The organism is Desulfobacter hydrogenophilus (assembly GCF_004319545.1).
Lineage (GTDB): Bacteria > Desulfobacterota > Desulfobacteria > Desulfobacterales > Desulfobacteraceae > Desulfobacter > Desulfobacter hydrogenophilus.
In genome coordinates this window covers 4,566,888-4,583,093 of record NZ_CP036313.1, presented here as the reverse complement: position 1 = coordinate 4,583,093, position 16,206 = coordinate 4,566,888, and the positions used below count along the sequence as shown (strand labels likewise).

The 16,206-nt window shown below is 43.5% G+C and carries 17 protein-coding genes; 16 read left to right on the top strand and 1 reads right to left on the bottom strand.

Annotation, left to right across the window (positions count from 1 at the left end):
* Positions 1-288: 288 nt before the first annotated feature.
* Entirely contained in the window at positions 289-1,419 is a 1,131-nt protein-coding gene (locus EYB58_RS20360; RefSeq protein WP_163354662.1) for a glycosyltransferase family 4 protein, read from the top strand.
* A 9-nt stretch (positions 1,420-1,428) separates the two neighbouring features.
* Positions 1,429-2,178 (top strand): WecB/TagA/CpsF family glycosyltransferase, encoded by a 750-nt coding sequence (locus tag EYB58_RS20355; protein ID WP_111960640.1) that lies wholly within the window; start codon positions 1,429-1,431, stop codon positions 2,176-2,178.
* Here the strand turns inward: EYB58_RS20355 and EYB58_RS23380 are convergent.
* On the bottom strand, positions 2,138-2,536 hold the full coding sequence (locus EYB58_RS23380) for a hypothetical protein (protein ID WP_163354664.1): 399 nt from the start codon (positions 2,534-2,536) through the stop codon (positions 2,138-2,140). The genes EYB58_RS20355 and EYB58_RS23380 overlap by 41 nt on opposite strands.
* A gap of 192 nt (positions 2,537-2,728) precedes the next feature.
* On the opposite strand from EYB58_RS23380, the gene rfbA reads away from it, so the two are divergent.
* From rfbA to EYB58_RS20285, 14 genes are all read left to right on the top strand, one after another.
* Positions 2,729-3,619, top strand: coding sequence for a glucose-1-phosphate thymidylyltransferase RfbA (rfbA, locus tag EYB58_RS20350; protein ID WP_242637455.1), 891 nt, complete (start codon positions 2,729-2,731; stop codon positions 3,617-3,619).
* Entirely contained in the window at positions 3,606-4,154 is a 549-nt protein-coding gene (gene rfbC / locus EYB58_RS20345) for a dTDP-4-dehydrorhamnose 3,5-epimerase (protein WP_111960646.1), read from the top strand. Before rfbA ends, rfbC begins: the two co-directional genes overlap by 14 nt.
* Complete coding sequence (gene rfbD / locus EYB58_RS20340; protein WP_111960648.1) at positions 4,151-5,011, top strand: dTDP-4-dehydrorhamnose reductase; 861 nt, start codon at positions 4,151-4,153, stop codon at positions 5,009-5,011. Before rfbC ends, rfbD begins: the two co-directional genes overlap by 4 nt.
* Positions 5,011-6,105 (top strand): dTDP-glucose 4,6-dehydratase, encoded by a 1,095-nt coding sequence (gene rfbB / locus EYB58_RS20335; RefSeq protein WP_111960650.1) that lies wholly within the window; start codon positions 5,011-5,013, stop codon positions 6,103-6,105. Before rfbD ends, rfbB begins: the two co-directional genes overlap by 1 nt.
* A 591-nt stretch (positions 6,106-6,696) precedes the next feature.
* A complete protein-coding gene (locus EYB58_RS20330) occupies positions 6,697-6,909 on the top strand; it encodes a hypothetical protein (protein ID WP_111960652.1) in 213 nt (70 codons plus the stop codon).
* Positions 6,910-7,099: 190 nt separating this feature from the next.
* Entirely contained in the window at positions 7,100-7,477 is a 378-nt protein-coding gene (locus EYB58_RS20325; RefSeq protein WP_111953187.1) for a hypothetical protein, read from the top strand.
* Positions 7,478-7,731: 254 nt separating this feature from the next.
* On the top strand, positions 7,732-8,088 hold the full coding sequence (locus EYB58_RS20320) for a CHC2 zinc finger domain-containing protein (protein WP_111953189.1): 357 nt from the start codon (positions 7,732-7,734) through the stop codon (positions 8,086-8,088).
* Between the two features lie 2 nt (positions 8,089-8,090).
* On the top strand, positions 8,091-8,648 hold the full coding sequence (locus EYB58_RS20315) for a DNA methylase (protein ID WP_111953191.1): 558 nt from the start codon (positions 8,091-8,093) through the stop codon (positions 8,646-8,648).
* On the top strand, positions 8,641-10,308 hold the full coding sequence (locus EYB58_RS20310) for an integrase (protein ID WP_111953193.1): 1,668 nt from the start codon (positions 8,641-8,643) through the stop codon (positions 10,306-10,308). The genes EYB58_RS20315 and EYB58_RS20310 overlap by 8 nt, the downstream gene beginning before the upstream one ends.
* On the top strand, positions 10,305-10,967 hold the full coding sequence (locus EYB58_RS20305) for an AAA family ATPase (RefSeq protein ID WP_131071983.1): 663 nt from the start codon (positions 10,305-10,307) through the stop codon (positions 10,965-10,967). Before EYB58_RS20310 ends, EYB58_RS20305 begins: the two co-directional genes overlap by 4 nt.
* Before the next feature lie 274 nt (positions 10,968-11,241).
* Positions 11,242-12,492, top strand: coding sequence for a sugar transferase (locus EYB58_RS20300; protein ID WP_111954932.1), 1,251 nt, complete (start codon positions 11,242-11,244; stop codon positions 12,490-12,492).
* Positions 12,492-13,757 (top strand): O-antigen ligase family protein, encoded by a 1,266-nt coding sequence (locus EYB58_RS20295; protein ID WP_163354334.1) that lies wholly within the window; start codon positions 12,492-12,494, stop codon positions 13,755-13,757. Before EYB58_RS20300 ends, EYB58_RS20295 begins: the two co-directional genes overlap by 1 nt.
* A gap of 133 nt (positions 13,758-13,890) precedes the next feature.
* Complete coding sequence (locus EYB58_RS20290) at positions 13,891-15,159, top strand: MBL fold metallo-hydrolase (RefSeq protein WP_111954936.1); 1,269 nt, start codon at positions 13,891-13,893, stop codon at positions 15,157-15,159.
* 246 nt (positions 15,160-15,405) lie between these two features.
* Complete coding sequence (locus EYB58_RS20285) at positions 15,406-16,062, top strand: DsbA family oxidoreductase (protein WP_242637454.1); 657 nt, start codon at positions 15,406-15,408, stop codon at positions 16,060-16,062.
* Positions 16,063-16,206: the final 144 nt, after the last annotated feature.

Genomic DNA, 16,206 nt, shown 5'->3' with positions numbered 1-16,206 from the left:
TTATCCAGTCGACCGGGAAAATGGGAATGCGCTCTTGGATATCCTAAATTCATGTGACGATTTGCAGGAGTACAAATCCGCAAGGAATCTGAGTCAAGATTTGGACTAAAAAATTTGGAAAGTTTGTTTTTGAAAATAAATTACCAACAAGTGGCATGTAAATTTTATTGTTCCCATGGCTCTAAGCTTGAATATCGAATGGACTCAAACAAGAATACAAAGGTTAATTGAATGAACATTCTCATCATACACAACTATTACCAGGTGCGTGGAGGCGAGGATGCCGTAGTGGAAAATGAAAAAAAAATGCTCGAAGATAGAGGGCATTTAGTGTACACGTTTTTTATTCATAGCAAAGAAATAAAAGAATACAGATTTACAGATAAATTGCTGTTGCTTCCTAGAATTGTGTATAATGAAAAGATCCTTAAAAAAATAAAAAAAAATATTGCAGGAAAGAAGATTGACATTGTACATATTCATAATATTTGGCCGCTTGTGTCCCCTTCTGTTTTTTTTCTTTTTAATAAGCTAAATATTCCCTACCTTCAGACAATTCATAATTACCGGTACCTTACAGCTAACGCCCTCCTTTATAAGGATGATGTAAGACCACCTGGAAATCGCCTGGTAATCAAAAGGAGGAAATATAATTGTTATAAGAGTAGCTGGATCTTAACCTTTATGTATTGGTTAACAGCTCGATTAGTTCGATTTTCTCAGGTGATCAACAAAGGATGTGGCGGACTACAAGTTCTAAATCATTTTGGATATTCCGTTCACAGTCAGATCTTTAACCCTGATAGTCTATACATCAGGGGGAATTTTCTTCCAATCTCGATAGTAAACCTAATGGGAAAAAGACCTAAGGGTGACTATTACCTTTTTATAGGAAGACTCTCAGGGGAAAAAGGTATAGAGACCTTGTTTAAGGCATTTAAAGCACTTGAGACAGAATCTGTTTTAAAAATCGCTGGAACTGGTCCCTTGTCTGAAAAATTACGTTCACAATACGAAGCAGACATATCCATTGAGTTTGTTGGTTTTGTCAGTGGTACAAAAAAAAACAATATGATTGCAGCAGCAAAAGCTCTTATTATTCCTTCTGAATGGCATGAGGTGTTTCCAATCACATTATTAGAAGCTAATTTTTGTTTTACACCAGTTATAGCATCTCGTATTGGCGGTTTGCCTGATATGATCATTGAAAATAAAACAGGATTGTTATTTGAGAGTGGTGATGAGCTTGATTTGAAAAATAAACTTCAGTGGTGTGAGGAGAATCCAGAACTATTGAAGCAGATGGGGGATGCGTCAAGGAAGTATGCTGAAAAACATTTCGGTGAAGAAGAAAACTATGAACATTTGATAATGATATATAAAAAATTGATTTCTCGTTTCAAGGGATTAAGTAAATGAAAGCCAAGTATGATGAATAAAAAGTGTGACATTCTAAAAATGAGCGTTGATGTAACTTCATATTCTGAAACTATAAATCACATTTTGCTTTGGTCTAAATTAAAAGTTGGAAAGTATATATGTGTATCCAATATTCATATGTGTATGGAGACATATGATGATCCATATTTTTGTAAGAAAGTAAACGACGCTGATCTTGTCGTCCCTGACGGTAAGCCACTCGTCTGGGCTCAAAAGCTTCTTGGTAATAAAAATGCTCTGCAGGTAAGAGGTTCCGATCTGCTTCTACATGTTTGTAATATGGCTGAAATAAACGGTATTCCTATCGGCCTTTATGGCGGTACACTCAAAAGTCTTACAGATTTTAAAAATTTTTTAAAAAAGAATTTTCCAGATCTTAAAATTTCATTTTTTGCTGCTCCTCCGTTTCGAGAACTGACAAAGGATGAAGATCAAAATTATATTAAGGAAATAAATACATCGGAAGCAAGAATTTTGTTTGTCGGCATTGGATGCCCTAAGCAGGAAAACTGGATGGTTGCCCATAAAAATTCTTTAACTTGTGTAATGATCGGGGTAGGAGCGGCATTTGATTTTTTTAGTGGACAGAAAAAGCATGCGCCTCGGTGGATGCAGAAATCCGGGTTGGAATGGGTATTTAGGCTGGTAAGTGATCCCAAACGCCTTTGGAAAAGATATATGAAGCATAATCCCAGATTCATGTATTTTTTTTTATGCCAGCTTTGCCGTGAGAAATGAGTAGCTCGGAAATCCAATTAATTCTCGCGTGTGCCAGGTGCGATATTCTCGAACGGGTGGAGCCAGAGGTTTTTGATGCCGCCGGGCGGGTGAAAGACTGCTTCCCGTCGAGGTTATCCAGAGTACCAGCGATGAGGGCAAAGGACTGATTTATCATGTGACCAAAGGATTGAACGGTCATCATTCCCCAGATCTTTTCCATGTAATGTATGAAATCAGCAGGGGGACCGGAGCTCCACTCTCTGCGGTAATCCGAAAGGCCGAAAAAGAACATGAAAAAAACGTAAAAACCGTCCATGATGCACTGAAAAGCAAAGAAACGTTTGAATACCTTGATAAACGGCCCGTTGGCAAGCATCCTGACTTTGATAAAAGGATTTCCTTTTGCCAGAAAAAAAGAACAAGAAACAAGCACCTTTCTGGAACAGGCGGGACAGACCCATACGTTTATTTTTTTAATTGAAAATAAACTGCTGGAACCAAGCCCCCTATGGATAGCGACTTTTTACTGAATTTAACCTGTGCAAAAAATTTGAGGAGTAAAAGCTCATTGCGTAAAGGAATTATTTTGGCCGGAGGATCTGGAACACGGCTTTATCCGTTGACCTATTCAGTCAGTAAACAGTTAATGCCGGTGTATGATAAGCCCATGATTTATTATCCCTTGTCTACATTGATGTTGTCGGGGATCACACAGATTCTTATCATTACGACTCCTTCGGATCTTGATAGCTTTAGGCATCTTCTGGGAGACGGAAGTCAGTGGGGGATAAATCTTGAGTATGCGGTTCAGCCAAGTCCAGACGGCTTGGCCCAGGCATTTATTATTGGCGAGCAATTTGTTGGCCAGGACCCGGTTACGCTTATTCTTGGCGACAATATTTTTTACGCAGACGGTTTGTCCCGACGCCTTCAAACTATTGGTAAAAAAGATAAAGGCGCGACGGTCTTCGGTTATTATGTTAAAGATCCTGCGCGTTACGGCGTGGTGGCATTTGATAAAAACTGCGTTGTGAACAGTCTGGAAGAAAAGCCGGAATATCCTAAATCCAATTATGCCGTCACCGGTCTCTATTTTTACGACAATGAGGTCATTGAAATTGCCAAGACCATCAAACCCTCCCAAAGGGGGGAGTTGGAAATTACAGATGTCAATAATGTCTATTTGTCCAGGGGGCAGTTAAATGTGGAATTGTTTGCCAGGGGCACGGCCTGGCTGGATACCGGCACCCATGAATCATTGCTTAATGCCGGGACATTTATTAAGGTTGTGGAAGATCGGCAGGGCCTGAAAATCGCCTGCCTTGAAGAGATTGCTTTTAGAATGGGGTGGATTGACAAAGAAAAGCTTATGCAGATTGCACAACCGCTTTTAAAAAACGGTTATGGTAAATATCTGATGGATCTTTGTAAACAGGGTGCGGAAAATGAAATATACTGAGCTTGCAATACCCGATGTTGTATTGATGGAGCCTAACGTGTTCGGTGATCATCGTGGCTTTTTCATGGAAACATTTCGAGAAGATGAATTTAATGAAAAGGTGCGATCTGTCCGGTTTGTCCAGGATAACCACAGCATGTCCCGAAAAGGTATTTTAAGGGGGCTTCACTATCAGATAGAGCATCCCCAGGGCAAATTGGTTCGTGTGATTCAAGGGCAAGTGTTTGATGTAGCCGTGGATATTCGCAAATCTTCTCCTTATTTTGGTCAGTGGGTGGGTGAGATCCTGACAGAAGAGAATAATAGGATGCTGTGGGTGCCGCCGGGATTTGCCCATGGGTTTTATGTGCTTAGCGACACAGCCCAGTTTATCTATAAATGTACGGATTATTATGCGCCAAAATTTGAACGCAGTATCCTCTGGTCTGATCAGACCATTGGGATCCAATGGCCTGGAATAGAAAAACAGACACCTGTGTTATCCCAAAAAGATGAACAAGGTGTAAGGTTTCAGGATGCGGAGGTGTTTGCATGAAAATTTTATTATTCGGTTCCGGCGGGCAATTGGGATGGGAATTACAGCGGACCTGTCCTTCCCACATTCAGTTGGAATCCTTTGGTTCTCTGGATGTGGATTTCAGTAATGTTAAAGGCCTTGAAGACTGCATTGAAAAATCAGATGCCCGGTGGATTATCAATGCTGCCGCTTATACCGCTGTTGACAAGGCTGAAAAAGAAGAAAAACAGGCAGATCAGCTTAATCATCTGGCTGTAGCACAGATTGCCGAGACTGCCCGTAATACCCATAAGAAAGTGGTACATATTTCAACGGATTTTATCTTTGACGGGGTTTCGTCCATTCCCTTTGCGCCTGACAGTCCGGCAAATCCTCTATCCGTATACGGCAAAACCAAGCTTGCAGGCGAAAATGCAGTAAAACAAATTTTACAGCAGGATTGTGTGGTTATTCGCACCGCATGGCTTTATTCTTCCCATGGAAATAATTTTGTTAAAACTATGCTGAAATTAATGCGTGACCGGGATCATATCAGTGTGGTGGATGATCAGATCGGCACCCCGACCTGGGCCAAGGGCTTAGCGCTTTGTGTGTGGCGTGCCATTGATCAAGATCTATCCGGTGTCCATCATTGGACCGATGCCGGCGTTGCCTCATGGTATGATTTTGCCGTGGCCATACAGGAGATTGGTTTGGAATTAAAGCTGTTGGACAAACAGATCCCCATCTCTCCCATCCCTTGTGTCCAATACCCCACGCCGGCAAAGCGGCCTGCGTTTAGTGTGCTTGATAAGAGGTCAATATGGCAGAATTTAGAAATGACGCCGGTTCACTGGCGGGCTCAACTCAAAAAAATGTTGAAGGAGTTGATATAATGGGTGCCATGCTGGTTACCGGAGGGGCCGGATTTATCGGGACAAACTTTATTTATTACTGGCTGAAAAATCATCCTGAAGATAAAATTATTATTCTGGATGCGTTGACCTATGCCGGGAACCGGCACAGCCTCGAAGATGCGGAAAAGCAAGACAACTGCACCTTTGTTCATGGTGATATCCTGGACCAGGAATTAGTTGAAAAATTATTAATAGATCATCAAATCCAGACCATTGTTCACTTTGCTGCCGAATCCCATGTGGACAGGTCCATTTTGGGGCCGGACGCTTTTATCAATACGAATATTGTGGGAACCCATACCCTGCTTAAGGCGGCTAAAAAGATGTGGATTGACGGTAATGTCGAAAATCACCGTTTTCACCATATCTCCACGGATGAAGTGTATGGCACTTTGACGCCTGACGAACCGCCGTTCGTAGAAACCAACGCCTATCTGCCAAACTCCCCATATGCCGCAAGCAAGGCATCGTCTGATCACCTGATCCGGGCGTATCATGAAACCTATGGGCTTAAAACCACCATCAGCAACTGCTCAAATAATTATGGCCCGTTTCAGTTCCCGGAGAAATTGATTCCGTTGATTATTGTCAATATCCTGGATAATAAGCCGTTGCCCATTTACGGTGACGGATGCCAGATCCGCGATTGGCTCTATGTGGATGATCACAACTTTGGGGTGGATTTGATCCTTCACAAAGGAACGCCCGGAGAAACTTATAATATCGGCGGCAACAATGAGTGGAAAAATATTGATATTATCCGGCATGTCTGCGATTTATTGGATCAGCAGTTTAAGGGTGATGCCGGGTTAAAAAAACGCTTTCCCGATTCTCCCGCCGCAAAAGGACAGTCGTCACAAAGCCTGATTACCTTTGTTAAAGACAGGGCCGGGCACGATCGACGATATGCTATTAATCCGGCTAAAATTAGTGCTGCTATTGGTTTTTCTCCCCGGGAAACCTTTCCGAGCGGTATAGAGAAGACACTCACCTGGTTCCTGTCAAATGAAAAATGGTGGCGAAATATCATGGACAACACCTATCGCAACTGGATTTCGTCCAACTACGTTTAATCCCTGATTCAAGAATTTTTCGCTTTGTTCTTGCGGTTTTTGTCGCAAACGCCCTTTTACTTTCAAATTTTCGAGTCTATTCATATAAATACAGTCATGGGCTGATATCGTCTATCTGCATTCAGGTCTAACCCACTACAAAATATGAAAATCATTTAGGAACAAATTTTAAATAACTTGTCCTCTTTGTTATATCTGGGAGCGCGGGCGGTCTCGCCTGCATGTCCGCAAATATTGTAAAGATGCAGGTGAGACGCCCGCGCTCCCAGGCTAACCCATTTTTAAGAACGAAAAAATATTAAATCCATGAAATCAAACGGTTATATTCTGTATGGGACTGCATCATTCGCAATGCGTATCGTATTATTTAAAAAGGATGGAATTTTTTATGTTAATGGTGTAATTAAAAAGTTCCTATTTTCACTTGTTTATGAGGATAATCAATAAGTGTAGTGCCAGAAGATAATATTTATAATATCGTAACTCATTGAAATTAAATATAACACAGCATGGATATAAAAAGGTGGGTTAAGTTTTTTTGGACTTATCCCATAACAATTTTTTGGAATTTTTCTATAAAAGGTTCGCATCATGTTAAGGGAAAAAAACAGACTTCTCCTTCGTTTTCATCGGCTGATTGATCTGAGTATCACCGCAGGCTGTTTTATCGCGGCCTATTTCATAAAGAAACATATCCTTCCTATCGACTATTCTTCGCTTTCCACAGGTCCTAACTATTATCTTGTTCTGGTGCTGATTGTTATGATCTGGTCCACGTGCTTTAGCTGGGTTGGGGTATGGTAAGATTCAAAAAGTGTAACGCGTACCCCGCAGTTTCATGACGAAATAATGTAACGGGCAGATATCCCGCCGCTATATCCCGCCAATCAAATAAAAAATCATACCCCGCCTATCCCGCCGATAGACCTCGCCGCTGCTTCTTTCAAAATTTGGTACATATAATCTCCCTGATTCAAATTTTGGAGAAGAAATAATGGCAAAGAATTCACGTGGAAGACGACCTTGCTCTATTTGCCGGAAATGGTTCACCCCTGATGTAAGACAAAAAGGGCGGCAGAAAACATGTCGTTCGGCTTGCCAAAAAGAGCTTCATCGAAGGCAATGTGAAAAGTGGAACAGGAAAAACAAAGCTGTTTGCAAAAACAATTATCTGGCAAAAAAACTTGAAGAAGCTGAGGAGCAACAAACATCTGGGAACCTTCCTTCGCTTTCATATCAAAAACAGACAAAACCTGTTTTGCCAATGGAAGTCATTATAGCAGAATACGGGATCAAGCCGGCAATTATCATTCAATATCTGGTTACCCAGGTTATCAGCCATAACAATGAAAAAATACAGGGATTCCCATAAAAGACCCTCTGGCATAAACGACTAATCGAGTATAGATTTTAAGATACATGATTGGAATAACTCATTGTAATATAAAGGGATATTAACAGACTAATCGAGTTTTGATTCTAAGAGACATCATGAGGATAACCAACTGATAATACAAGTAGATATCAACAGAATAATCTCTATCTCAGTTTAAGAGGCAACTGACAGGCGACTCTAACCGGTGATATAAAAAAGCACCTGAAATTTTAAAAATAAGGAGGTGTCTTGTGAAAAACAGATTTTCATCCCGGCAATTATTTGAACTGAGAAACAATATCCCTGTAGATGTGTTGATCAGGGACCATTTACAGATTCTATCCAAGATTAGAGATGGTTATTTTCGTTTTCTATGCCCTTTGTGCAATGAATTTCAAACCGCTGTAAATCCAGCCACGAACCTGGCCAGGTGCTTCAGATGCGAAAAAAATTTTAATACCATTGACCTTGTCATGAAAATCAAGGGCTATGGATTTAGGGATAGTGTCTTGTTTTTGAAACAAATAAATACTGTACCCCAGGTTCAGGCCGCAAAATTGACGGCCCTTGCCGCTATGGTCGGCAGGCCTATGCCGGGAGGGCAGTGAGTATGGAACGGCTGCTTGAGCTTGAAACCCTGATTGGTCGAAATCAAGAATGTTTTTACAAAATCGGCCAAGCCTTGAAAGAAATTCGTGAGAATCGTTTGTACAAGCAGGCTCTGTTTGAGTCATTTGAGGCATATACCAGGGCACGGTGGGATATGGGCAAAGCCCATGCTTACCGGCTGATTCGAGCCTATGAAGTAATTTACAACCTGTCTCCAATTGGAGACAAACTGCCGGCCAACGAATCCCAGATCCGCCCCCTTACTCAAATGGATTCCATAGAACAACGCCGTATCTGGAGGGCGATTATAAACAGTGGCATGGAACTGACCGCACGAAATATCAAAAAATTTATTGAGGACCAGAAAACGGCTCCGGTAAGTAAACCGGATCTGACAGATCGAATTACCCATGAATACATGGCTGTTGTAAAGGCAATGCTTGAACAGGTCCGTGTGGCTCAGCATGATCATTGGCAGAAGACCTCCCGCCAGGCAGCATTGTTGTGGCATCGGGTCATATACGAAAAGATTGTATCAAAGGGGGCAGATAATGGATGACCTGACTATTGATGACCGCTTTCATTTACTGCTGCACAAAAAAATCATGAATAAAACCGGATCTACCAAGAGACGGTCCAAAAAATATTACAAGGACCAGTACAAGAAAACCGGAATTATCCCGGCGCCCCTTTTACTGGTTGAAAAAGGAATTATGGAAGGCCGTAAGTGCAGCGGACGGCCCAGAGCAATAGATGAGCAAACCAAAAGACGGTTTATTGAGATGGTCAAGGCGTCATGCGACCCCTCATCCCAGGGATTCATTTTTATCACCCGGAAAGCCAGAACCATTAAAAATTATCATCACTGGCTTGAACAAGAGCTGGGCAGAACCATCAGTCTTCCGGCACTTCGGCGATGTGTCAAAAGGGAAAATCTCAAATTTTACCTGGAAAAAGAGGATAAGCAGGATCAGGTCCCGGTAATGCATGCCTTCAAGTCGGTGCCGGTATTTGCTTTGATCCAGGTTGACGGCTGTAAATTTCAATATTTAAGGATCAGAGATGAACACGGTAACTGGCAAAAACCACAGGTAATTGAAATATTTGATACCGCTTCCAGGAAAATGTTTATTCTGGACTTTTATTTTACCGAAAGCAGCCTGAACTCTGTGGATCTTTTTACCCGTTTTTTGTTGAGTACCCCTTTGCCTTTGCAAAAAATTGGTATCAGACCTGACCAGGCAAAAGGATTTTTAAATCTAAAACGCCCCATCAATGCCATTAACCTGAAGCATTCTACACCGCAAGGCTTCTATTTGGCACCGGATTTTTCAAAGGCGTATTCACCCAAAGATAAGGCACATCTAGAATCTTCACACCGGAGCCTGCACAATTTTGAAATACGTATTATCAAAGCCTTTGAGGACAGGATTGTGAAAACCGTTACCGAATATGACTTCAAGCGGGGAAGAAAGGAAAAAATTACTGTAACCCTTCTTGATATAAGCCTTCAGGAACTAAGGAGCAGCACTATGCTCAGCGAATATCGTAACGAACATAATCATACACAACATTATTTTACCGAAGACGGGGTGGTCAGTGCCTGGGTGCCGGCACAGAAATTTGATGATTTTTTATCAAACCAGGCAGATACCCTGAATTTTACCCCGGACCAGGTTCAGGAATATATGAAATACGGCTACAGGAAAATCAAAGCCACCGTATCCAAAACCAGGACCATCCGCCATGACAAGCGCGATTATTATGTGACCCGTGGTGCAGATAAGTTCAGCAAACATAAAAGCACACCGGTGAAAATATCCAAATACAAGGACAAGCTTTTTATTTTTGAGCAGGGTGAAGACGGTATACTGTTGGGCGAAGCCATTGCAAAAAAGCCGTTTGACAGACCGCCGGCACCAGAACCTTCGCCTGTGCCGCCTGATGAACTTGACACCATTATCGCTCTTTTAGAAAAGCACAATATGGCCGTTGACCGGCCTGTTTTAGTCGACGTTTTTCATAAGGGCCTCACCCTGGCCCGGGCGGAACAAGTGCTTGATCATAATCAATCAAGGTACGCGGATTACACAAAAAAGATAAACCAGCCGGATGACCGTAAAAATCAGGCCCTGTTCAATGCATTTATGCTTGATTGCCAAAAATCGTTAAATACGAACCATGTAGCCATTTATGCATCCCATGGAGACATAACATGAAAGAGGATTTTATCAGTGATAAACGAAGGGTCTCATACTTGGCTGCCACTTATAACCGGATCTACAGAGGCCAAAGCGTGCTCATGGAGGGTGATTTTGGTGCAGGAAAAACTCGGTTTTTAAAATTGCTGCATCCCAAAAAGCTCCATGCTGTATGGGTTGAGTCTCTGTTCAACATACATGAAACCCTGGCCGCGATACTTAAGGAATTAAATTATGAGGCCACCGCCACCTACCGCCGAACTCCCCAGTACCTGAAAATGATCTGTAATCTCTCCAATTGTTTTATCATTATAGATGAGGCCAATGACTTGGACACCCGGGTTTGGCCATATCTTAAACGGATTATTGATGCCGGGGTTCCCATCGTATTTGCAGGACTTCCGAATGTGAGAACTTATTTGAGCCGGAACCATCCTGATATACTCAGCCGGTTGAAAACCCTGATTTTGTATCCCATAGAGGTCGAGGACTTCATTGAAAAATACAAAGATATCCAGCAGGAAGCCGTTGAACAGATTTATATGTCCGTTAAGGGCGATATGCGCAAATTTAAAGAAATCTGTACAGACTGCCGGGACAGGGCAAAGGAGTTAAACCACCAATTTGTTGATATTAATCTTGCCCTGGAATTTATATCAGATCTCCCTCCTCAATAATCCTTACCACAACTTATCTGCATTAACAGGCCATCCTTGGTATAATCCGAGGTTGGCCTGCCTGTATTTTATCCTCATATGTTTTGACGCCGATTTCTGTTTGATTCATTTTTGAAAAACGCCAAACCACAGATCATTATTGAATTTTTCTTACGCCGTTACATTATTTTGTAACTCTGCTTTTATTGGTGTTTCGCTACAACAAGTTTAAATCAAAAACAAATTTGACATTTTTGTTAGAATCTTAAATCCATAATACCGTTACATTATTTGAATCTCATCAGGGGTATATCAATCATTTCGTGAAAAACCCTTTTCATGGTTTTTTATTCATATTGTCAAGGCGTGTTTCTTCGGTATTCTCATTCTTAATGTCGTGTTGTTCGCAATGAGCGTCAAGGATATGAGCCGGATTTTGATGGGTATCTTTTTTGTGCTTAATATTTTCGGTCTGACATTGTTCAAGTGGTGTGTTGTGATGATGCTGCAGCAACTTCGGGCACAAGGGTATAATACGCGAAATGTACTGATTGTGGGAAGCCGGGACCGGGCTGTAGATGTGATTAAATCCATTGATGTGAGTCGGGAGGGGGGGTATCGAATTCTTGGCTGCTTTGATATAAATCCTGAAATCGTTGGTTCTTCGGTTGTCAATGGGCACAAAGTGGTTGGAACCATAACGGATCTTAAAGCGTATCTTGAAAACAATGTGGTGGATGAGTTGATATTTGCCATGCCCTTAAGGCTTATTGAAAACCCGGATAAATATCTGGTGTTGGCTGAGTCCATGGGGGTGCGGGTGCGTTTTATTCCGGACTGGCAAATTCACTATCTGAAATATACTCCGGCTGTGGCGCAGATCCATGTGGTTGATTTTAGCGGTATACCCACGCTGACTTTGCAAAGTACGCCTATCAATGAAGGGCTACTGTTGATGAAGTCATTTATGGACTATGGGTTGGCCCTGTTTTTTTTAATTGTCCTTTCACCGGTGTTTGCAATCATCAGTTTGGCGATTTACCTGACATCGCCTGGTCCGGTATTTTACAGCCAGGAGCGGCTGGGACAAAATGGTCGGCGGTTTAAGGTACTCAAGTTTCGGAGCATGGTTTTGGATGCGGATAAAAAATTGGAGGCATTGAAGTCGTTAAATGAAGCGGACGGGCCTGCCTTCAAGATTAAAAAAGATCCTCGGATTATTCCCTATGTGGGTACTTTTTTAAGAAAGACCAGTTTGGATGAACTGCCCCAGTTCATTAATGTTTTGATGGGTGATATGAGTCTGGTGGGGCCGCGGCCGCCTTTGCCCAGTGAGGTGTGTCAATATGAGGTTTGGCAGCGCAGGCGGCTTTCCATGAAGCCGGGGTTGACCTGTCTCTGGCAGATTGCACCAAAGCGAAATGACTTAACATTTGATGAGTGGATGAAATTGGATTTATTATATATTGATAAATGGTCGCTTCGCCTGGATTGTATGTTGATTATGAAAACAGTGGGCAGTGTTTTGACCGGAGCGGGGCGATAATGATAAAATCAACGATTTACAGTAAAACTGGACTTATCATAATATGCATTCTGGTTGCCTTTACGCCATTGGCCCGGGGGAGTGTCCATCCTTGGGCTGTGTCTGTGATTCAGCTTGGAGTCCTTTTGTCTTTTATTTTATTGGTTATCGAAAGTCTGCATTATGACAATGTGTTGATTGCTAAAACACCTTTGAACATACCGCTAGTGGTTTTGGTTGTTATGGCGGGTGTCTCTGTTTTGGTTTCTCCCCACAGGTGGCTTGCCTGGCAGGGATTTTCGCTGTTGCTGACCTATGTCGGGGTTTATCTGGTAGGACGTTCCGTGGTGCGCACGAGAACGCAGAAGCGGATGTTGGTTTACACCATTATCGGTACAGCGTTATTTTTATCTGTATTTGGTTTGTTCAAACGGTTTGGGGTGAATCCTTTTACCTTCTGGCAGTATGATGAACTGCGGTACAGCCCTGAATTTGTGTCTGCCACCTATGGCAACCATAATCATCTGGCCGGTTTTATTGAAATGGCATTGCCTTTTTTGCTGGTATTACTGTTGACGCGCAGTCGCAGTGTGGCATGGCTGATGGTGATCATTTATCTGGCCCTGGTGTTGGTGGCGGTGCAGGCGTTGACCTTGTCCCGGGGGGGCTGGGCTGCCATGGCGTGTTCCATTGCGTTTATGGTGACGATGCTTTTAAGCCAGAGACAGTTTCACAGTAAAAAACTGATTCTGGTGTTGACGGGTATTACCCTGGTTGTTTCAGCCGTTATTCTGGCAAGTTCTCCCATTGTTTCCCGGGTGATGACCTTTGCGCAAAAAGATGAAGCTGCCAGTGCAGAATCCCGGGTGACCGCATGGAAAGGCACTGTGGAGATGATAAAAGACCATGCTTTTTTGGGAACAGGGCCAGGGACCTATGCGGCGGCATTTCCGGAATATCAGCCACCAGGTTTAGGCATCATATTTAAACATACCCACAATGATTATCTTCATTTTACAGCCGATATGGGGGTGTGGGTGATTGCGGTGATGATCTGGATGTTGATTGTTTTTTTTAAGGCGGGTTTGAAAAATAGGGGGAGTCGCAGCCGGCAGACCAGCGGTTTTGCCTTGGCTGCTATGGTGTCTGTGGTGGCCATACTGGTTCACAGTATTGTGGATTTTAATTTGCATATTCCGGCCAATGCCTTTGTCTTTTGTGTTATTGTGTCTGCATTTCAGCCGTTTCATCATAAGTCCGCTCAGCATAAGCCGTCTAATTCCTGAATTTATTATTTGACATCGGTCCCATTTGAAAATAGCGCTTAGATAAAAATAAGGCGTTTATAAATATGTTGTCAGAAGTCTTGAATATTAACCTTGAAAAAAAGTCTGAACTGTTACGGAAAGGTATTCCCGTATGAGTCCAGTGGACATCATTCATCTCGGCGCTGAATATTGTGTCACCGGGTCCTGCCATCTGGTAAGGTTACGGCAGCAAACGGGTGCTGACATCAACATTCTGGTGGACTGTGGCACTGCATACGGCCATGATCCGGAGCCGGATTTTGACCAATTTCCGGTTCATCCTGAGAAAATAGATTTTTTATTTCTTACCCACGCCCACATAGATCATATCGGACGGGTGCCGGACTTAATCGAGGCGGGGTTCAAGGGTGAGATCATCTGCACCCATGCGACCAAAGCTCTGCTGATTCCAATGCTTCGGGACGCCCTGTCGTTTTCCGAACGGCCGGACCAGGAGATTCGGAATCTGGAAAAGCGCATTGACGATCTGTCCTGGGGTTTTGAACTGAACGAGGTTTTTTCCCTGGGCCGGGGCAGTCGGTTCAAGCTGGGCAATGCCGGGCATATCCTGGGGTCCTGTTTTATTCAGTTTTGGTTTCCCTGCCCGTCGTCCAGGGATTATAGGGTGACTTTTTCCGGAGATCTCGGCTGCAAAGACACGCCGATTTTACCGGACCCGGGTTTACCGGACGTCTGCGACCTGCTTATTCTGGAATCCACCTATGGTGACCGACTGCATGCTGGCCGAAAGGAACGGGTTCAGACCCTGTCAGGCTTGTTGGACAAGGCCCTTGCGGATAACGGTATTGTCTATATTCCGGCCTTTGCCCTGGGCAGAACCCAGGAACTGCTCTATGAGCTCGACCGTATCAGAACAAAAGTCCCGGTGTTTGTGGATTCGCCCCTTGGGCTTGAGATAACAAAAATATATGCCGGTCTGGAAGATTTCTGGGACCAGGCCGCAAAAGACCTGAAGGCCCGGGGCGATCACCCCATTGATTTTAAAAATCTGTACGCGGTGGAAAGATACCGGGATCATCGGGCACTTTTGGATATAAATGGGCCTGCTGTTATTATTGCCGGTTCCGGTATGTGTACAGGGGGGCGAATTCTGGATCATCTGGAAAAGGGGCTTCAGGTGCCTGAAAACGACATCTTTTTTGTCGGCTACCAGGCGAAAGGTACCTTGGGCCGCCGCATCCTTGAGGGGAAAACAAAGGTGGCCGCCGGTGTCCATGTGCTGTCCGGGTACTTGGCCCATGCAGACCAGGCCGGGCTGGTCAACTGGGTAAAGTCCATGCCGGAACCGCCCGGGAAAATCAAGCTGGTCCATGGGGAACCCCGGGCCCAAAAAGCCCTGGCAAAGGCGCTATATGTCTAAGTTGATTTAAGAACAATATCTATAAATTGAATTCGAGCGGTTTTCCCATCCGGGCAAACCGCTCGTTTTGTTTGTAAAGCGTATTGAACTCGCTTAATTTTTTATTGGGGACGCAGCAGTTGTGTTGATGAATTTTTATCTTAGTAGATTTTTTGAGCATTGAAGATTTAAACCGGATAAGGCATAAGATCAAATATAATTCAATTAGCTTGTATGGGGATGTTTGGAAAACCAAAGGAATAAATAATGCAGTCAAGTGAGGATAATACCGATTTTTATCGGCCCCGGCTGGAGATTTTTAGCGACTATATCTGACCCTGGTGCTACTTCAGTACCGGGAGTATTGATAAATTAAGGAAGACATACAATATCGAAATAAAGTGGCGGGCCTATCCGCTGCAGCCGGATGTGCCAGAACAAGGATTGCCCATAGCCCGATTGTTAGAGGAAAAAGGTCTGCTGGTGACCCCGGAACAGGTGACCGCAAATCTTAAAGCCACGGCACAAAGCTTTGGCCTGCCCTTTGGGGAGGGGAAGATGATTTATAATTCCCGTCTGGCCCAGGAAATTGGCCTTTGGGCCCAGGCGTGCGGTCGGGCCCACCAGTTTCATGATGCGGCGTTCAAAGCCTATTTTGTGGATGACAGTAATTTAGCGGACAAAACGGTGCTTCTGGATTTAGTAGCGTCGGCTGGTCTGGATGGGGCGCAGGCAAAAAAAATCATTGATTCAAGATCCTATGCCGATGCTGTGGACCGGGACTGGGAAAAGGCCCGGGAGCTTGAACTTGTGGCTGCCCCCACTTTTTTGATGAAAGGTCAAAGGCTTGTGGGTGCAAAACCTTATCCGGTTCTTGAAAAAATGGTGGCGGAGGTGGTCGGTGAGGTTCAGGCTTGCCTGTAAGCCGGCCCGGGGTGCGGAGACGAATGGTCAAAAGATGCTTTTCCATGGTTTTGCCGATATGAGGGTAGGGTGGTCAAAAACGCAGCGTTGCCTATCATTGTATGTATAATATTTTGTGCCTGACGATAAATCAGATGGGTTCAA

What these genes read in the sequence shown, in the direction of transcription:
- EYB58_RS20355 (WP_111960640.1), top strand. Translation starts at nt 1,429, where the DNA reads ATGATGAATAAAAAGTGTGACATTCTAAAAATGAGCGTTGATGTAACT.
- EYB58_RS23380 (WP_163354664.1), bottom strand. Translation starts at nt 2,536, where the DNA reads ATGCTTGCCAACGGGCCGTTTATCAAGGTATTCAAACGTTTCTTTGCT.
- rfbC (WP_111960646.1), top strand. Translation starts at nt 3,606, where the DNA reads ATGAAATATACTGAGCTTGCAATACCCGATGTTGTATTGATGGAGCCT.
- rfbD (WP_111960648.1), top strand. Translation starts at nt 4,151, where the DNA reads ATGAAAATTTTATTATTCGGTTCCGGCGGGCAATTGGGATGGGAATTA.
- rfbB (WP_111960650.1), top strand. Translation starts at nt 5,011, where the DNA reads ATGGGTGCCATGCTGGTTACCGGAGGGGCCGGATTTATCGGGACAAAC.
- EYB58_RS20330 (WP_111960652.1), top strand. Translation starts at nt 6,697, where the DNA reads ATGTTAAGGGAAAAAAACAGACTTCTCCTTCGTTTTCATCGGCTGATT.
- EYB58_RS20325 (WP_111953187.1), top strand. Translation starts at nt 7,100, where the DNA reads ATGGCAAAGAATTCACGTGGAAGACGACCTTGCTCTATTTGCCGGAAA.
- EYB58_RS20315 (WP_111953191.1), top strand. Translation starts at nt 8,091, where the DNA reads ATGGAACGGCTGCTTGAGCTTGAAACCCTGATTGGTCGAAATCAAGAA.
- EYB58_RS20310 (WP_111953193.1), top strand. Translation starts at nt 8,641, where the DNA reads ATGGATGACCTGACTATTGATGACCGCTTTCATTTACTGCTGCACAAA.
- EYB58_RS20305 (WP_131071983.1), top strand. Translation starts at nt 10,305, where the DNA reads ATGAAAGAGGATTTTATCAGTGATAAACGAAGGGTCTCATACTTGGCT.
- EYB58_RS20295 (WP_163354334.1), top strand. Translation starts at nt 12,492, where the DNA reads ATGATAAAATCAACGATTTACAGTAAAACTGGACTTATCATAATATGC.
- EYB58_RS20290 (WP_111954936.1), top strand. Translation starts at nt 13,891, where the DNA reads ATGAGTCCAGTGGACATCATTCATCTCGGCGCTGAATATTGTGTCACC.